Source organism: Lelliottia sp. EB106-05-01-XG201, from assembly GCF_058791735.1.
In genome coordinates, this window is record NZ_JBYTDV010000001.1 from 2,716,354 (window position 1) to 2,731,921 (window position 15,568).

A 15,568-nucleotide genomic window follows, 5' to 3' on the forward strand; every position below is an offset into this window, starting at 1 on the left:
TTTCCTTTTATCTGAAAATCAGCGTATAATGCGCGCCTAATCCCTGGGTGAATGGTTTCAGCGCTTGGAATACAAAAAACAACGTACAACTTCTCCTCTCCTTCGTTGGGCCAGGTCTCAGGCACACTTTCTTCTGCACGCTCATTTGATGTCACCTATCCTTAGTGCGTGTCATTTAAAATTTCGCAACACAGGTTTGACTCTGCGGCAGTGCGCCCCCGGAGCGAGATTTCCATATCCTTCCCAACTTAAAGACTAAGACTGTCATGAAAAAGACGAAAATTGTTTGTACCATCGGCCCGAAAACCGAATCTGAAGAGATGCTGAGCAAAATGCTGGACGCCGGCATGAACGTGATGCGTCTGAACTTCTCTCACGGCGACTATGCTGAACACGGTCAACGTATTCAGAACTTGCGCAACGTGATGAGCAAGACTGGTAAAAAAGCAGCGATCCTGCTGGATACCAAAGGCCCGGAAATCCGCACCATCAAACTGGAAGGCGGCAACGACGTCTCCCTGAAAGCGGGTCAGACCTTCACCTTCACCACTGACAAAACCGTTGTGGGTAACAGCGACATCGTTGCTGTGACTTACGAAGGCTTCACCACTGACCTGTCCGTTGGCAACACCGTACTGGTGGATGACGGCCTGATCGGTATGGAAGTCACCGCTATCGAAGGCAAAAACGTTGTTTGTAAAGTGCTGAACAACGGCGACCTGGGCGAAAACAAAGGCGTTAACCTGCCAGGCGTTTCCATCGCACTGCCAGCTCTGGCTGAAAAAGACAAACAAGACCTGATCTTCGGTTGCGAGCAAGGCGTTGATTTCGTTGCAGCGTCTTTCATCCGTAAACGTTCTGACGTGACCGAAATCCGTGAGCACCTGAAAGCCCACGGCGGCGAGAAGATCCAGATCATCTCCAAAATCGAAAACCAGGAAGGCCTGAACAACTTCGACGAAATCCTCGAAGCGTCTGACGGCATCATGGTTGCGCGTGGCGACCTGGGCGTTGAAATCCCGGTTGAAGAAGTGATCTTCGCGCAGAAGATGATGATCGAGAAATGTGTGCGTGCACGTAAAGTGGTTATCACTGCAACACAGATGCTCGACTCCATGATCAAAAACCCACGCCCTACCCGCGCAGAAGCTGGTGACGTGGCGAACGCCATCCTCGACGGTACCGATGCAGTGATGCTGTCTGGCGAATCCGCAAAAGGGAAATACCCGCTGGAAGCCGTGACCATCATGGCCACCATCTGCGAGCGTACTGACCGCGTGATGACCAGCCGTCTGGATAACAGCAACGACAGCCGTAAACTGCGTATCACCGAAGCGGTGTGCCGTGGTGCTGTAGAAACCGCTGAGAAACTGGATGCGCCGCTGATCGTGGTAGCGACCCAGGGCGGTAAATCCGCTAAAGCGGTGCGTAAATACTTCCCTAACGCCACCATCCTGGCGCTGACCACCAACGAAACCACTGCTCGTCAGCTGGTTCTGAGCAAAGGCGTGATCCCACACCTGGTGAAAGAGATCGCGTCTACCGACGATTTCTACCGTCTGGGTAAAGAAGTGGCCCTGCAGCTGGTTGATTGTGGTCTGGCGCGTAAAGGCGACGTGGTAGTGATGGTTTCTGGTGCTCTGGTTCCAAGCGGAACGACCAATACTGCCTCTGTTCACGTGCTGTAATCATTACCAAACGAATTGTTTTCGTAAAAAAGCGCCCCTTGGGCGCTTTTTTTATTTATGGCATCGCCATATTTATTCAAAATGCAAATCGAGTTTTTCTATTTAAGAGACGATTATCTAAGATGAATCCGATGAAAAATGTCTTTTTTAACATAGCTTTTTCGGCAAAAGGGGCAGATTCGTTGTTTCTTTGAGCGAACGATCAAAAATAGGTGTATTCCCATCAAAAAAATATTCTCAACCTAAAAAACTTTGTGTAATACTTGTAACGCTACATGGAGATTAACTCAATCTAGAGGGTATTAATAATGAATCGTACTAAACTGGTACTGGGCGCGGTAATCCTGGCTTCTACTATGCTGGCTGGTTGTTCTAGCAATGCTAAAATCGACCAACTGTCTTCTGACGTTCAGACTCTGAACGCTAAAGTTGACCAGCTGAGCAACGACGTGAACGCAATCCGTTCTGACGTTCAGGCTGCTAAAGACGACGCAGCACGCGCTAACCAGCGTCTGGACAACCAGGCTACTAAATACCGTAAGTAATAGTACCTGTTAATAAAATGGCGCACATTGTGCGCCATTTTTTTTTGCCCTTTTTCCGCCCTACTGCATCACCACTTCTTTCTCACCTTCTGAGACTGCGCTTGATCCGCTACTGTTCTGCACTGACAGCACCGAACTGTTCACCGACGCGGAGGGTACGTTTCCCACCGAGACCGCCACAGGAATGCCCGCGCGACGCGACAGGGCTTTATCAATCAGCGCCTTGTCATTCCCGTCAAGCGAAGCGAACGACGCAAAGCCGGCGTTGTGAACAATCGGCGTGGTTTGCGGGTTCTCCCCTTCGACCTGCGCCAGCGGGCGATGGACCTCGACATAGCGTTTCCCGTCAGGCTCCACCGAGTACTTCACCGGCTCGTTGATGATCTGCACGCGCGTGCCCACGCGAGCCTGCTCGAACAGCGCTTTAATGTCCGGCGCATTCATGCGCATACACCCGGAGCTCACGCGCAGCCCGACGCTGTCCGGCGCGCTGGTGCCATGAATCAGATACTCGCCGTTACCTATCCCCAGACGCAGCGCAAAGCGCCCCAGCGGGTTATTAGGGCCTGCCGGGACCACAGGCGGCAACTTGATACCCATTGCCAGCGAACGCGCTCTGATGCCCGGCGTAGGCGTCCAGGTTGGATTCGGGATTTTCTGGCTCACGCGCGTGGTGCTGACCGGTGTTTCCAGCCCCAGTTGACCAATCCCCAGGGGATAGACCTGGACGATATTTTCGCCCGGCGGGAAATAATAGAGCCGCAGCTCAGCCAGATTCACCACAATGCCTTCGCGCGGCGTATCCGGGAGCAGCATTTGCGATGGGATAGTAATCACCGTTCCCGGCGCGGGATAGACCGGGGCAATCGTATTATTGGTTTCGAGGATCAGCTGCGCCGCCGTATTAAATCGTCGGGCGATCGCCTGCAGATTTTTGTCCCCTTCCTGAATGGCGTAGGTTTGATTTTGACCAATAAGGCGGCTGCCCGCTGGCGGCAACGGATAATCCATCGCGCTGGCAGAATTAAGGCCACCGAAAGTGCTGATGAGTAAGAGTGTAATTATCGACGCGCGCTTCATACTGAGATTCCTTATTCACTGGCAGAACGCCAGAAAGCCGAAAAACCAGCGAGGTGAGAACCACCTCGCGAAACAGAATGAATGCAGTCTTTTTAGTTTAGCTAATGTTGGACGCTTTGGAGCGGATTGCGCGGATCATCGCTTCCAGTCCCTGAGAACGGGAAGGCGTTAGATGTTGAGTCAGCGCCATTTTTTCAAACCACGGGCGCACATCGAAGGCGACGATGTCCTGGGCGGACATCTGGTGATACAGAATAAACACCACGGCCACCAGCCCTTTGACGATAGCCGCATCGCTGTCGCCCTCAAGCTCAATCACCCCGTCGTCCCGCTGGTTCATGACGATCCAGACCTGGCTCTGACAGCCCTGGATCGTATTCTCCGGGCTGTGCGCTTCGTCGCTGAGGGCAGGCAGACGCTGCCCCAGCTCAATGATATACAGGTATTTCTCTTCCCAGTTGGCGCAACGACTAAAATTACGCAACAGCTTTTCTCTGTCCGGCAACGCGGCCATGTCTTGCCTCTCTTTTATCCCAGCAGGTGATGGATGCGTTTCAGCCCCGTCACCAGCCTGTCGATCTCTTCTGTCGTGTTATACATTACCAGCGACGCGCGGCACATCGCCGGGACCTGGTAAAACGCCATCAGCGGCATCGCGCAGTGATGCCCGGTACGCACGGCGACGCCGTAGTTATCGAGGAAACTGCCGACGTCGTAGGCGTGATGTTGACCCAGATTAAAGGCAATCACCCCTTTGCGCGAGTCCGGGCCGTAGAGAGCGAGATCCGGCACGCTGGCCAGCTGCTCCAGGGCGTAACGCATCAGCGTCTCTTCATACTCGGCGATCGCATCGAGGCCAATGGCCGAGACGTACTCTATCGCCGCGCCCAGCCCGATAATCCCGCCGGTATTCGGCGTCCCCGCTTCAAAACGCCACGGCGCTTTCGCGTAGGTGGTGCCCTGCGTCAGGCTGACGGTGGCGATCATCGACCCGCCCCCTTCCCACGGCGGCATCGCCTGCAGGATATCCTCTTTCACATACAGCACGCCAATCCCGGTCGGGCCATAAAGTTTGTGACCGGAGAAGACGTAAAAGTCGCAGTCCAGGGCCTGGACGTCGATGGTGTGATGCATCACCGCCTGGGCGCCGTCCACCAGCACTTTCGCGCCGGTCTGGTGCGCTTTAGCGATGATCTCCGCCACCGGGTTTTCGGTGCCGAGGACGTTGGAGATCTGAGTGATGGCCACCAGCCGCGTGCGCTCGTCGAGCAGGGAATCCAGCTGCTCCAGCTGCAACGTTCCGTCCTGATTCAACGGGATCACCCGCAGCTGGGCGCCCACGCGCTCGCAGAGCATCTGCCAGGGCACGATGTTGGCGTGGTGTTCCATCTGGGTGATGATGATGTTGTCACCCGCGTGGACCTGCGCACTGCCCCAGCTGTTCGCCACCAGGTTAATACCCTCGGTGGTGCCGCGCACAAAGACCAGTTCTTCGGGCGAACGGGCGTTGAGGAACGCGGCAATCTGCGTGCGCACGTTCTCCATGCGCTGTGTCGCTTCGGCGCTCAGGGTGTGAATGCCGCGATGCACCGCCGCGTAGCCGTGGCGATAGAACTCCGCCTCGGCGTCGATCACCTGGTTCGGCTTCTGCGCGCTGGCCGCGCTGTCGAGATAGGCAAGCGGCAGACCGTTCACTTCACGGGTCAGGACGGGAAAATCCGCCCGCATTTTCTCTACGGGAAAACTCATGCTTCGCCTCCTGGCAAACGCTGACCAATGCGTGCCAGCACCTGCTGTTTCAGGGTTTCATCGCGCAGGGCTTCCGTCAGCTCCGCGGCAAACGCGTAAATGATCATCTTCTGCGCGGCGTTTTTGTCGATCCCACGCGAGCGCAGATAGAACATCTGTTCATCGTCGATGCGCCCGACCGTCGCGCCGTGGCTGCACTTGACGTCATCGGCGTAGATTTCCAGCTGCGGCTTGGTATCCACTTCCGCCAGACGCCCCAGCAGCAGATTGTTGTTGGTCATCTGCCCGTCGGTTTTGATGGCATGTTGCGCCACGTTAATCAGGCCATTAAACACCGCGCGACCTTTGTCGTTGGCGATAACTTTGTGCATCTGACGGCTGTTGCAGTAGCCCTTGTTATGCTCAAGCCAGGTGCGGGTGTCGCACACTTCTGACTTAACCGGCATCGCCAGGCTGTTGATGCGAAGCGTGGTGTTTTCGCCGTTCAGCTGGGTGCTGGTGTTGTGACGCAGCACCGCTCCGCCGAGCAGGAAGCTGTGGCTGTATGCCGCCGCGTCCGGGCCGATCAAAATGTCGTTATGAGCAAAGTGATGGCAGGCCGGGTTTTCAAACGCCAGCTTGATGTGATGCAGCTGGGCGTTGGCCGCCACGTTCATCGTCAGGCGCGCGCCGGTAAAATGTTTGGTCTCATTCAGGCTGACGTAATGCTCAATGATCGTCGCTTCCGCGCCCTCGGCCAGCTCAAGATGATGACGATAGTGCGCGGTGTTGACCTCATCGCCGTCCAGCCCCTGGGTGATATGCAGCAGCAGCAGCGGTTTCGCCGGGCGCTGGTTGCGCTTCACGCGGATGTGCGTCACGCCCGACGCCAGGCTTTCGGTCAGATGCAGGAACACTTCCGGCTGAACCGGTGCAGGCAGAGACTGGCGCTGGTCATTAATCTCGACCTCAAAGCCGCTCGCCTGGGTGCTGTCGCTCAGTTCAGAGCTATATCGCCCGTCGACGAAGACCAGCCGCACGGCGTCCACATTCAGCGCCAGGGCATCGCGCTGCCCCGGAGTGACCTCCGCCAGACGGGTGACGAACTGGCTGTTGAGCAGGCCGTCCAGCGGCGTGTATTTCCAGTTCTCGTGTTTGCGCGTCGGCAGACCGAGGCGCAGCATCTGTTGCAGGTGCTGTTGTGCCTGCTCGGATCGCGTTTCGCTCTGGGTTTCAAACAGGCGATGCCACTGCTGCAGCGCGTTACTGCTGTTCGGTAAGCCAGCCATAGCCCTGCTCCTCCAGTTGTTTGACCAGAGTAAAGTCACCGGATTTCACGATGCGGCCCTGATACAGGACGTGGACGTAATCCGGTTTGATGTAGTCCAGAATACGCTGGTAGTGGGTGACGATAATGAACGAGCGTTTGCCGTCGCGCAGGGAGTTCACGCCGTCGGCAACAATTTTCAGCGCATCGATGTCCAGACCGGAGTCCGTTTCATCCAGGATGCACAGCTCCGGCTCCAGCACCGCCATCTGCAGGATATCGTTACGCTTTTTCTCACCGCCGGAGAAACCGACGTTCACGGAACGGGTAAGCAGATCTTCCGGCATTTTCAGCAGTTTGATCTTCTCTTCCATCAGATCCTGGAAATCAAAGCGATCCAGCTCCTCTTCGCCGCGGTATTTGCGCACCGCGTTGAGAGAGGTTTGCAGGAAGAACTGGTTGCTGACGCCCGGAATTTCGACCGGGTACTGGAAGGCCATAAAGATCCCTTCCCCGGCGCGGTCTTCCGGTGACAGTTCGAGGAGATCTTTGCCTTTAAACTCGACGGAACCGCCGACCACTTCGTAATCTTCACGCCCGGCAAGCGTCGCGGAGAGCGTGCTTTTCCCGGAGCCGTTCGGCCCCATAATGGCGTGCACTTCGCCCGGACGGACCTCAATATTCAGCCCGCGCAGGATCGCTTTATCTTCCACACTGACCTGTAAATCTTTAATGCTTAACATGTTTATTCCTTAACCGACACTGTGTTCAAGGCTGATGGCCAACAGTTTTTGTGCTTCTACGGCAAATTCCAGCGGCAACTCAGAGAACACGTCCTTACAGAAGCCGTTCACAATCATCGAAATCGCATCTTCTTCGCTGATACCGCGCTGCAGGCAGTAGAACAGCTGATCTTCCCCGATGCGCGAGGTGGTCGCCTCGTGCTCCAACTGGGCGCTGTTATTGCGGCATTCGACGTACGGGAAGGTGTGCGCTCCGCAGTCGGTACCGATCAGCATCGAATCACACTGGGTGAAGTTACGCGCGTTGGTCGCCGTCGGCATGATTTTCACCAGGCCGCGATAGCTGTTCTGGCTGTGTCCGGCGGAGATGCCTTTCGAGATGATGGTCGATTTGGTGTTTTTGCCGATGTGGATCATCTTGGTGCCGGTATCGGCCTGCTGATACCCGCTGGTCAGCGCCACGGAGTAGAACTCACCGATCGAGTTGTCGCCGCGCAGAATGCAGCTCGGATATTTCCAGGTGATCGCGGATCCGGTCTCGGACTGGGTCCAGGACATCTTGCTGTTTTCGCCTTCGCACAGGGCGCGCTTGGTGACGAAGTTCAGGATGCCGCCGGTGTTGCCATCGCCGGGGAACCAGTTCTGCACCGTGGAGTATTTCACTTCCGCGTCTTTGTGGATGATCACTTCAACCACCGCGGCGTGCAGCTGGTAGCTGTCGCGCACGGGCGCGGAACAGCCCTCAATGTAGCTCACATAGCTGCCTTCGTCGGCGACCAGAATGGTGCGCTCGAACTGGCCGGTTTTTTCGGCGTTGATACGGAAATAGGTCGAGAGTTCCATCGGGCAACGCACGCCTTTCGGCACGTAGATAAAGGTCCCGTCGGAGGCGACCGCCGCGTTCAGCGCCGCAAAGAAGTTGTCGTTGCTCGGGACCACGGTGCCGATGTATTTCTTCACCAGCTCCGGGTGATCGTGAATGGCTTCGCCAAAGGAGCAGAAGATGATCCCCTGTTCGGCCAGCTTGCCACGGTAGGTGGTGGCGACCGATACGGAGTCAAAGATGGCGTCCACCGCCACCTCACGCCCTTCGCGCACCGGCACGCCGAGCTGCTCGAAGGCCTCTTCCACCTCTTTGCTCAGGAAGGTGTTGGCCCCGGTTTGCTGCACCGCGCCAGGCTGTGAGGCGCAGGTATCGTCACAGCTGCCGCAGGAGGGCGCGGAGTAGTAGCTGTAATCCTGATAGTTGAGTTTGTCGTAGTGCGCCTTCAGCCAGTGGGGCTCTTCCATCTCCAGCCACGCGCGAAACGCGCTCAGGCGAAACTCGAGCATCCACTCCGGCTCGTTACGTTTGGCCGAAATCGCGCGCACCACCTCTTCGTTGATGCCTTTCGCCAGTTCGTCCGTTTGCAGCTGGGTGAAGAAGCCCTCTTTATAGTTGAGGTGCCCGCCACTCCAGGTATTCACATCGTCAGTTGCTTCAGTATTACGAGACATAGTACCGCCTATACCCCAAAGCTTTCGCCGCAGCCGCATTCATTCTGCGCTTTCGGGTTATTGAATTTGAATAACTGGTTTAAGCCTTCGCGCACGTAGTCGACTTCAGTGCCATCGATAAACGGCATCGCCTGCAGGGCGACAAACAGCTTCGCCCCGTCGGTTTCGAATACCAGATCATCTTTTTCGGGCACGCTGACCGTATCCAGCACGTAGCCGAATCCGGCGCAGCCAGTCTGTTTAACGCCTAAACGCAAGCCCACAATTTCCGGCTTTTTCGCCACCAGCTCGTGAATATGCGCCGCCGCCGTAGGCGTCAGCGTCAAACCACGCCAGGCAAAATCAGCGGGATTAAAGGTTTCTGAATGCAATTCCATAGGTCCACCTCATCTATTAAGCCACCAGGGGCATTACACCATGTTAGTGATAACGATTATCACTTCAACCCCCTGACAGCAGGGGCTTTCGGCTAAACCGCCCTTTTTGGCTACTTTTATTAAGCATAGACCCTGCCACGCAGGTTATTTAGCTATGTCGAAATTGTTTAATCTATTGATGTATAACGCATTTGAGGGGTTTAGAGCGTGAGAATGGCGCAAGTGGAAAATATGTATCGGGAATACCTATTTATTTAATTGGTTTTAGAAAATCTACAGAATCAAACGATTACCCCAAAAACAGTGGCTTATGTTTTGCGCAGAGTCTGTCGCTCCAGGAAAACACCGAATCCTGAGCGGGTGTGCAATGAGGGACTAAACTTTAGTCTGACACCTAAAGGAGATAACTATGTCATCACATGATTTTGAAAATGAAGCCGATCGCCTGGCGAAGAAAGCCCTGAACAAAGCCGATGAATTTGCGGGCGAGGCTCAGTCACAGTTTGGCGATGCGGTGGATTCACCGAAGCATCAGTTGAAAGGTGCCGCTCGCAAATACGCAGCACAGGCATCAGACGTCGCGTCAGAGGTCTCAGACAGAGTCCGTGATAATCCATTGACCGGATTGATGGCGGCGGGTGCGATTGGTCTTATCATTGGTCTACTGGTAGGCCGGAAATAAGCAGCAAAACGAATACGACAGGCCCGCAAGGGCCTTTATGCTATCGACAGGACGGTTAGCCTGCGATGAAAGAGACGGAAAAACCTTGCTCTCGCCAGTGGTCTAGCTGTTCCTGTTGACGTCTTGACGGCGCATGGCCGGTCCAGACAAAGAGTTTTTGACCTGGGAACAGTTCCGGTTTCGGCGAGTCAATCGGCTCAGCCAACACATCGACATGCCATCCCTGCTGTGACAAACGCCCTGCTTCAAGCCATAAACGCGTACGATCGTCCGTATCCCAGCCAATCAGCAACGCCTCTTTGCCCGGTTTTTTACGCGCTTCGACCAGAAGCGTGGCAATGAAATCGATCAGCACACCGTCCAGCAGGCTGGACATGTGTCGGGCGGTATTGTGATCGAGGCTTAAACGTTGACGAACGGGAATGAAAATGTGGTCAATGAGGGCTTCAACGGCGTGGTCACGACGGAATTCCGCAATTTTAAGCCGCAGTTTCGCCGGGCTGGCAAAACGCAGCACCGTCATCATCTCTTCCTGGAAAGAGACCCAGTTGCTGTCGACCAGAGGATTACCGACTTCAAGCAACGCCTTTACCTTGCCAACCGAAATGCCGGTTTTCATCAGGCGTTTGATCTCTTCGATGCGCTGGATATCCTCTTCGTCAAACTGACGATGGCCCCCTTCACTGCGCTGCGGTTTTAACAAACCGTAGCGTCGCTGCCAGGCGCGCAGTGTGACGGGGTTGATTCCGCATCGTTCGGCGACTTCGCCGATACTGTATAAGGCCATTAACTCCCTCATGCTTAAACGCAATACTTCCATACCAAACCTGTTCAACTTTAGCAGATTGTACAAACTCATTGTATAACTAACAAATCACCAGGGTTCAAGCCGAATTTGTACAAGATTTGTTGTCCCTGGTCTGATTTGTACAACCTATGTCACTGTGAAAGGGGTTACAGTCCGGCTTTTTTCTCCGGCCACGCCACCGCTGGAATACCGCCAAAACGTGGGCTGGCAAAGAGATGCCCCTGGAACTGGGAGATCCCCGCCGACTCAAGCCACATCCACTCTTCCGCTTTTTCGACACCCACGGCGCAGACCAGGATCTCCAGCGATGTACAGCATTTGATGATGGCCTGAATAATCGCCTGGCGCGGTCCGCTGCGATGGACATCCGCCACCAGATCGCGATTAATCTTGATTCGGTCTGGCTGGAACTGCGCCAGCAGTAACAGTCCGGCGAATCCGGCGCCAAAGTGATCGATTGCCACGCTAATACCGGCACTTTTCAGCTGCCTGACTGCGTCTTTAAATTCATCAAAGCGCGAAATCACCTCGCTCTCGGTAAACTCGACCACAATCTGCTCCGGCACCAGGCCGTTGGCTTCGATTTCATTCAACAAAAAGCCTACCGCGCCGGGCACATTCACCAGCGTCATCGGCAGCAGGTTGACGGACAACGCCTGCTCTTTCAGGCCCAGTTTACCCGCCATGGCGAACGCCACTTTCTTGCTGTCGAGGTCCGCCTGATAAATATCGTTCCCGGTAAAAGCCTTGAAATACGCCTGCGGAGAACCGCCGGTATGGGTGCGGATCAGCGCCTCGAACGAGACCACCTCCCGGGCAAACGGATCGACAATCGGCTGAAACGCAAAACCGCAGTCTGCGGTTTCATCCACCGCCAGCGGCCCGGAGGAGAGATCGTCTTCGTCCGGAATAAAATCCCACGTATCTCCGGCAGGAATTTCGTAATAGTTGGCTTTTTCCGTGGCTTCGACAAAGGTGCGGAAGAACTGCAATGCGCGGTCGTTGTAGATCAGCTGATACTTGGTCGTCCCTTTATCCAGAACCTGCTGGAGCACCTCTTCGCGTTCATAGGTTCTTAAATCGAACAGCTCCATCCCGGCTTTGCCGAAGCGGCGCGACGGGGCGTAATCGCACAAAAGTTCAACGAGATTGTAATGACGCGGGTCCTTGCAGATGTCGGCGTAAATGCGGAAAACGCTCTCCTCGGGGCCTTCGAGCAGCTGAAAGAAGTGGGTTCCGTTAAACAGTAAAATCCCGGTGACATCGGATTCCCCGTTTTTGATATTGGCCGCCGCGACCATCTCTTCCAGCGCTTTCACCGGAACGGTTTCGCAGAGATGACTGCGGTAGATAATTGTTGTGAGCATAGTGATTCCGGGAGTTAAAGGGGTGTTTGCCGTTGGGCTCAGGACGCCCAGGTCTTTGTTATATCACATTAATTGATTAACAAATAATTCACATCACAATCAGTTTAGCCGCTATCGGCTATCCGTCCTCTTCGATCGGACAGATTTTCAGAATGAAACATCTTGTACAATATATTCTGTACTGATATCAACAGCCATCGCCAATAACCCACTGATAAACAACGAATAGCACTTTTTGATCAAAATTAACCCAAAAAACTGTACATCAGAAATGTACAACTTTTTAAAAAACGTATAACTTAAATTGTAACTTAGCTGACTACTTAATTTTACAGGAGTGATACATGCGTCAGAACAGCTACATTCCCGACAGCGCCAATGCGATTGTCCAGTATTTTGAGAAAGCCGCGCTACCGACGCAGCAGGAAACCCTCGGTCAGATCGTGGTGGAGATCCTGAGCGATGGCCGTAATCTGAATCGCAAGACCCTGTGTACCAAGCTGCTTAGCCGCCTCGACACGGCGTCTGGCCCGGAAGAAGAGAGCCACTACCACACCCTGATTGGTTTGCTATTTGATCGCTAAGATCCAATAGCAAACCCATTGAGCAGATCACCTGGTTTTTAAGGCAATTCTGACGAAGGAACGTTGCAGGCACTGAAAGACCTGGCAATCTTCAGCAGACCCCCTCGCGAGGGGATCTGACTTAATGCCGCATGGTGTAACATCACCCAGCGGCAATCAGAGATGCAGTTATGAGAAGTGAAACAGAGCAACTAATAGATGAATTAATTGGAGAGGCGGTTTTATCTCTTTTGAAAGAGCACGGCCCTGTCAGCAAGCAATCGCTTTTGCGGCGATTGCGGGACATGGAGGCGAGTGAGGCCGACCCTCGCCGTCGCGAAGCCCTCGCGGCGGTGATCGGCGAAATCAACGCCAGCGGTACGCCGTTTGCCCAACGTAAGAGAGCCCGTCCTCAGAGGGATCTGAACGGTCTAAAAAGTGAGCAAAACGATAATGTTTTCCCGCTGTTTGGCGATGGTAAGCCCGGCGGTTCAAAAAACATTCATTAACAGCAACCGATCAATAACCCTTACGGTGAGAATAAATGAGACAAAATATTCAAGTTCAACCCGCTATGTACGCTGGTTTTAGTGATAATCCTCTGTCTGAGTATTTCCGTAATGCGGGCGATAGACTGGCTGAAGAGTCTGCCCTTTTTGCTTCTGCGGTGAGCTGTATCATGGCCTCCGAAGGGCATCTGACCAATAAAGCCATTATTCTGTGGCTGATTAATGCCCTCGAATCCACCGACGACGTGGTGATGGGCGATGTGATCCGCAAAACCCTCGAAATCGTCGTCGGCTATACCATGGACGATATTTAAGACACGATTTTTGCTATACAGGAGGCCAGAAGAGAGTATCGCCTTTGCTGCGGTTTTCTCACTGGCCTTCTCATTTTGTCGACACTTATGTCGAATGTCATGTCGAGCCCGATCCTCAAAAATCAGTAATCCCTGTTAAATCAACGAAATGAAATTCTGGCACAGAACCTGCTTTAACGGTCTGTCAGATGACGCTCGTTCAACTCTTAACAGGTCTGTTATTGATGAAAAAAATCGCAAGCGTCTGCCCCTACTGTGGCGCAGGCTGTAAATTAAATCTCGTGGTTGAGAACAACCGCATCATTCGTGCCGAAGCCGCCGACGGCGTCACCAACCAGGGCACCCTGTGTCTGAAAGGCTTTTACGGCTGGGACTTCCTCAACGATACCCGACTGCTCACCCCTCGCCTCACCCAACCGATGATCCGCTACAACAAAGGCGACAAATTCACCCCTGTCACCTGGGACGAAGCGATCCGCTACACCGCCAGCAAGCTGAAAGCCATCAAAGAGCAATATGGTCCGCGCTCGATTATGACCACCGGCTCGTCACGCGGTACCGGTAACGAAACCAACTACGTGATGCAGAAATTCGCCCGCGGCGTGCTCAACACCAATAACGTGGACTGCTGTGCCCGCGTCTGCCACGGCCCGTCGGTGGCCGGTTTGCAGGAGACACTCGGCAACGGGGCGATGAGTAACTCTATTAACGATATCGAAAACTCAAAATGTCTGCTGGTATTTGGCTATAACTGCGCGGATTCTCACCCGATCGTCGCCCGTCGAGTGATCAAGGCCAGGCAGAACGGCGCGAAGATCATCGTTTGCGATCCGCGTCGCATCGAAACCGCCCGCATCGCCGATCAGCATCTGCAGCTCAACAACGGCAGCAACATGGCGCTGATCAATGCCTTTGGCTACGTGCTGCTGGAGGAGGAGCTGTACGACAAAAACTACGTCGCGCGCTTCACCGACGGCCTCGAGACCTATCGCCAGATCGTCAAGGATTACGCGCCTGAGAAGGTCGAGCATCTGACCGGCATTCCGGCGCGCGATGTGCGTCAGGCGATGCGCACTTTCGCCGCCGCGCCGTCCGCCACGGTGATGTGGGGTATGGGCGTGACGCAGTTTGGTCAGGCCGTCGACGTGGTGAAAGGCCTCTCCAGCCTGGCGCTGCTGACCGGCAATCTGGGCCGCCCTGCCGTCGGCGTTGGCCCGGTTCGCGGACAAAATAACGTCCAGGGCGCGTGCGATATGGGCGTGCTGCCGAACATGTTCCCGGGCTACCAGGAGGTGACCGACGCCGCCGTGCGCGCGAAGTTCGCCGACGCGTGGGGCATTAACGTCAACGACATGGATGACCAGGTCGGGACGCGCATCACCGAAGTGCCGCACATGGCGCTGGAAGGCAAAATCAAAGCCTATTACATCATGGGGGAAGATCCGCTCCAGACCGAAGCGGACCTGGGCCTGGTGCGCCGCGGCTTTGAGGCGCTCGACTTCGTGGTGGTGCAGGACATCTTTATGACCAAAACCGCCGAAGTGGCGGATGTGTTGCTGCCAGCCACCTCCTGGGGTGAGCACGGCGGCGTGTTCACCTGCGCGGATCGCGGCTTCCAGCGCTTCGGCAAAGCAATCGAGGCCAGCGGGAACGTGAAGCGCGACTGGGAGATCATCAGCCTGCTCGCCAGCGCGATGGGCTATCCGATGCATTACGACTCTAACCAGCAAATCTGGGATGAAATGCGCGAGCTGTGCCCGCTGTTCTTCGGCGTAACATACGAAAAAATGGGCGAAATGGGTCACGTTCAGTGGCCGTGTCCGACGCTGGATCATCCCGGTACGCCCTACCTGTACAAAGACAATCAGTTCGACACGCCGAATGGCAAAGGCCAGCTGTTTGCCGCCCCGTGGCGCGCGCCTGCGGAAGTGCCAGACGCAGACTATCCGCTGGTGCTGTGTACGGTGCGCGAAGTCGGCCACTATTCGTGTCGTTCGATGACCGGTAACTGCGCCGCGCTGCAAAGTCTGGCGGATGAACCGGGTCGCGTGCAGATGAATCCGGCGGATGCAGCGGCGCTTGGCGTGTCGGACGGACAGCTGGTGTGGGTGCGTTCGCGTCGCGGGAAAGTGATCACCCGGGCGAACATCAGCGAGCGTATTAACGAGGGTGCGGTGTATATGACGTATCAGTGGTGGATTGGGGCCTGTAACGAGCTGACGCAGGACAATCTCGACCCGACGTCAAAAACGCCGGAAACGAAATATTGCGCGGTACAGCTGGAGGCGATCGACGATCAGCGTTGGGCGGAAGATTATGCTGCATCGGCGTATCAGTCGATGAAAACCCGGTTGATTGATGCGGTGAACGTGTAACGAAAAAAAGCCCGATGGCGCTACG

Annotated in this window: 17 protein-coding genes; 8 read left to right on the plus strand and 9 right to left on the minus strand. The window is 54.9% G+C overall.

Features of this window, described 5'->3' with window-relative positions; all coding sequences use genetic code 11:
• The first annotated feature begins 64 nt into the window (after positions 1–64).
• The 3 genes from ynhH (at position 65) to AC3WS9_RS12735 (ending at position 2,233) form a co-directional block, all read left to right on the plus strand.
• Entirely contained in the window at positions 65–259 is a 195-nt protein-coding gene (gene ynhH / locus AC3WS9_RS12725) for a protein YnhH (RefSeq protein WP_452233249.1), read from the plus strand.
• A gap of 7 nt (positions 260–266) precedes the next feature.
• Positions 267–1,688: a pyruvate kinase PykF gene (pykF, locus tag AC3WS9_RS12730; protein WP_154125223.1), complete on the plus strand. Its 1,422-nt coding sequence runs from the start codon at positions 267–269 to the stop codon at positions 1,686–1,688.
• 308 nt (positions 1,689–1,996) lie between these two features.
• Positions 1,997–2,233, plus strand: a complete 237-nt coding sequence (locus tag AC3WS9_RS12735) for a major outer membrane lipoprotein (RefSeq protein ID WP_095281761.1) — start codon at positions 1,997–1,999, stop codon at positions 2,231–2,233.
• Between the two features lie 60 nt (positions 2,234–2,293).
• On the opposite strand, the gene ldtE is transcribed toward AC3WS9_RS12735, so the two are convergent.
• The 7 genes from ldtE to sufA all read right to left on the minus strand — a co-directional run bounded on the left by ldtE (position 2,294) and on the right by sufA (position 8,925).
• Positions 2,294–3,313: a L,D-transpeptidase LdtE gene (gene ldtE, locus AC3WS9_RS12740; RefSeq protein ID WP_282491955.1), complete on the minus strand. Its 1,020-nt coding sequence runs from the start codon at positions 3,311–3,313 to the stop codon at positions 2,294–2,296.
• A gap of 97 nt (positions 3,314–3,410) precedes the next feature.
• On the minus strand, positions 3,411–3,827 hold the full coding sequence (sufE, locus tag AC3WS9_RS12745; protein ID WP_282491956.1) for a cysteine desulfuration protein SufE: 417 nt from the start codon (positions 3,825–3,827) through the stop codon (positions 3,411–3,413).
• Between the two features lie 14 nt (positions 3,828–3,841).
• Complete coding sequence (sufS, locus tag AC3WS9_RS12750) at positions 3,842–5,062, minus strand: cysteine desulfurase SufS (RefSeq protein WP_492488703.1); 1,221 nt, start codon at positions 5,060–5,062, stop codon at positions 3,842–3,844.
• Positions 5,059–6,330 carry a Fe-S cluster assembly protein SufD gene (gene sufD / locus AC3WS9_RS12755; protein ID WP_492488704.1) on the minus strand — a complete coding sequence of 424 codons (1,272 nt, stop codon included), beginning with the start codon at positions 6,328–6,330 and terminating at the stop codon, positions 5,059–5,061. The genes sufS and sufD overlap by 4 nt, the downstream gene beginning before the upstream one ends.
• The gene (gene sufC / locus AC3WS9_RS12760) at positions 6,305–7,051 is read right to left on the minus strand and encodes a Fe-S cluster assembly ATPase SufC (RefSeq protein WP_282491959.1); all 747 of its coding nucleotides are present in this window, start codon (positions 7,049–7,051) and stop codon (positions 6,305–6,307) included. The genes sufD and sufC overlap by 26 nt, the downstream gene beginning before the upstream one ends.
• A gap of 9 nt (positions 7,052–7,060) precedes the next feature.
• Positions 7,061–8,548, minus strand: a complete 1,488-nt coding sequence (sufB, locus tag AC3WS9_RS12765) for a Fe-S cluster assembly protein SufB (protein ID WP_095281755.1) — start codon at positions 8,546–8,548, stop codon at positions 7,061–7,063.
• Between the two features lie 8 nt (positions 8,549–8,556).
• Positions 8,557–8,925, minus strand: a complete 369-nt coding sequence (gene sufA / locus AC3WS9_RS12770; protein ID WP_282491960.1) for a Fe-S cluster assembly scaffold SufA — start codon at positions 8,923–8,925, stop codon at positions 8,557–8,559.
• A gap of 409 nt (positions 8,926–9,334) precedes the next feature.
• Between sufA and AC3WS9_RS12775 the strand changes: the two genes are divergently transcribed.
• Positions 9,335–9,607 (plus strand): ElaB/YgaM/YqjD family protein, encoded by a 273-nt coding sequence (locus AC3WS9_RS12775; protein ID WP_100780447.1) that lies wholly within the window; start codon positions 9,335–9,337, stop codon positions 9,605–9,607.
• Between the two features lie 55 nt (positions 9,608–9,662).
• Here the strand turns inward: AC3WS9_RS12775 and AC3WS9_RS12780 are convergent, their stop codons facing one another.
• Positions 9,663–10,394: a MerR family transcriptional regulator gene (locus tag AC3WS9_RS12780; protein WP_285144711.1), complete on the minus strand. Its 732-nt coding sequence runs from the start codon at positions 10,392–10,394 to the stop codon at positions 9,663–9,665.
• 167 nt (positions 10,395–10,561) lie between these two features.
• Positions 10,562–11,782: a diguanylate phosphodiesterase gene (locus tag AC3WS9_RS12785; RefSeq protein WP_492488708.1), complete on the minus strand. Its 1,221-nt coding sequence runs from the start codon at positions 11,780–11,782 to the stop codon at positions 10,562–10,564.
• Between the two features lie 344 nt (positions 11,783–12,126).
• Between AC3WS9_RS12785 and ycgZ the strand changes: the two genes are divergently transcribed.
• The 4 genes from ycgZ (at position 12,127) to fdhF (ending at position 15,543) form a co-directional block, all read left to right on the plus strand.
• A complete protein-coding gene (ycgZ, locus tag AC3WS9_RS12790) occupies positions 12,127–12,366 on the plus strand; it encodes a regulatory protein YcgZ (RefSeq protein WP_282491963.1) in 240 nt (79 codons plus the stop codon).
• 170 nt (positions 12,367–12,536) lie between these two features.
• Complete coding sequence (locus AC3WS9_RS12795) at positions 12,537–12,854, plus strand: hypothetical protein (protein WP_285144713.1); 318 nt, start codon at positions 12,537–12,539, stop codon at positions 12,852–12,854.
• Between the two features lie 35 nt (positions 12,855–12,889).
• A complete protein-coding gene (locus AC3WS9_RS12800; protein WP_282491965.1) occupies positions 12,890–13,168 on the plus strand; it encodes a biofilm development regulator YmgB/AriR family protein in 279 nt (92 codons plus the stop codon).
• A gap of 224 nt (positions 13,169–13,392) precedes the next feature.
• Positions 13,393–15,543 carry a formate dehydrogenase subunit alpha gene (fdhF, locus tag AC3WS9_RS12805; protein ID WP_492488710.1) on the plus strand — a complete coding sequence of 717 codons (2,151 nt, stop codon included), beginning with the start codon at positions 13,393–13,395 and terminating at the stop codon, positions 15,541–15,543.
• Positions 15,544–15,568 lie beyond the last annotated feature (25 nt).

Coding starts and splice junctions, on each gene's coding strand:
- pykF (WP_154125223.1), top strand. CDS start 267: ATGAAAAAGACGAAAATTGTTTGTACCATCGGCCCGAAAACCGAATCT.
- AC3WS9_RS12735 (WP_095281761.1), top strand. CDS start 1,997: ATGAATCGTACTAAACTGGTACTGGGCGCGGTAATCCTGGCTTCTACT.
- ldtE (WP_282491955.1), bottom strand. CDS start 3,313: ATGAAGCGCGCGTCGATAATTACACTCTTACTCATCAGCACTTTCGGT.
- sufE (WP_282491956.1), bottom strand. CDS start 3,827: ATGGCCGCGTTGCCGGACAGAGAAAAGCTGTTGCGTAATTTTAGTCGT.
- sufS (WP_492488703.1), bottom strand. CDS start 5,062: ATGAGTTTTCCCGTAGAGAAAATGCGGGCGGATTTTCCCGTCCTGACC.
- sufD (WP_492488704.1), bottom strand. CDS start 6,330: ATGGCTGGCTTACCGAACAGCAGTAACGCGCTGCAGCAGTGGCATCGC.
- sufC (WP_282491959.1), bottom strand. CDS start 7,051: ATGTTAAGCATTAAAGATTTACAGGTCAGTGTGGAAGATAAAGCGATC.
- sufB (WP_095281755.1), bottom strand. CDS start 8,548: ATGTCTCGTAATACTGAAGCAACTGACGATGTGAATACCTGGAGTGGC.
- sufA (WP_282491960.1), bottom strand. CDS start 8,925: ATGGAATTGCATTCAGAAACCTTTAATCCCGCTGATTTTGCCTGGCGT.
- AC3WS9_RS12775 (WP_100780447.1), top strand. CDS start 9,335: ATGTCATCACATGATTTTGAAAATGAAGCCGATCGCCTGGCGAAGAAA.
- AC3WS9_RS12780 (WP_285144711.1), bottom strand. CDS start 10,394: ATGGCCTTATACAGTATCGGCGAAGTCGCCGAACGATGCGGAATCAAC.
- AC3WS9_RS12785 (WP_492488708.1), bottom strand. CDS start 11,782: ATGCTCACAACAATTATCTACCGCAGTCATCTCTGCGAAACCGTTCCG.
- ycgZ (WP_282491963.1), top strand. CDS start 12,127: ATGCGTCAGAACAGCTACATTCCCGACAGCGCCAATGCGATTGTCCAG.
- AC3WS9_RS12795 (WP_285144713.1), top strand. CDS start 12,537: ATGAGAAGTGAAACAGAGCAACTAATAGATGAATTAATTGGAGAGGCG.
- AC3WS9_RS12800 (WP_282491965.1), top strand. CDS start 12,890: ATGAGACAAAATATTCAAGTTCAACCCGCTATGTACGCTGGTTTTAGT.
- fdhF (WP_492488710.1), top strand. CDS start 13,393: ATGAAAAAAATCGCAAGCGTCTGCCCCTACTGTGGCGCAGGCTGTAAA.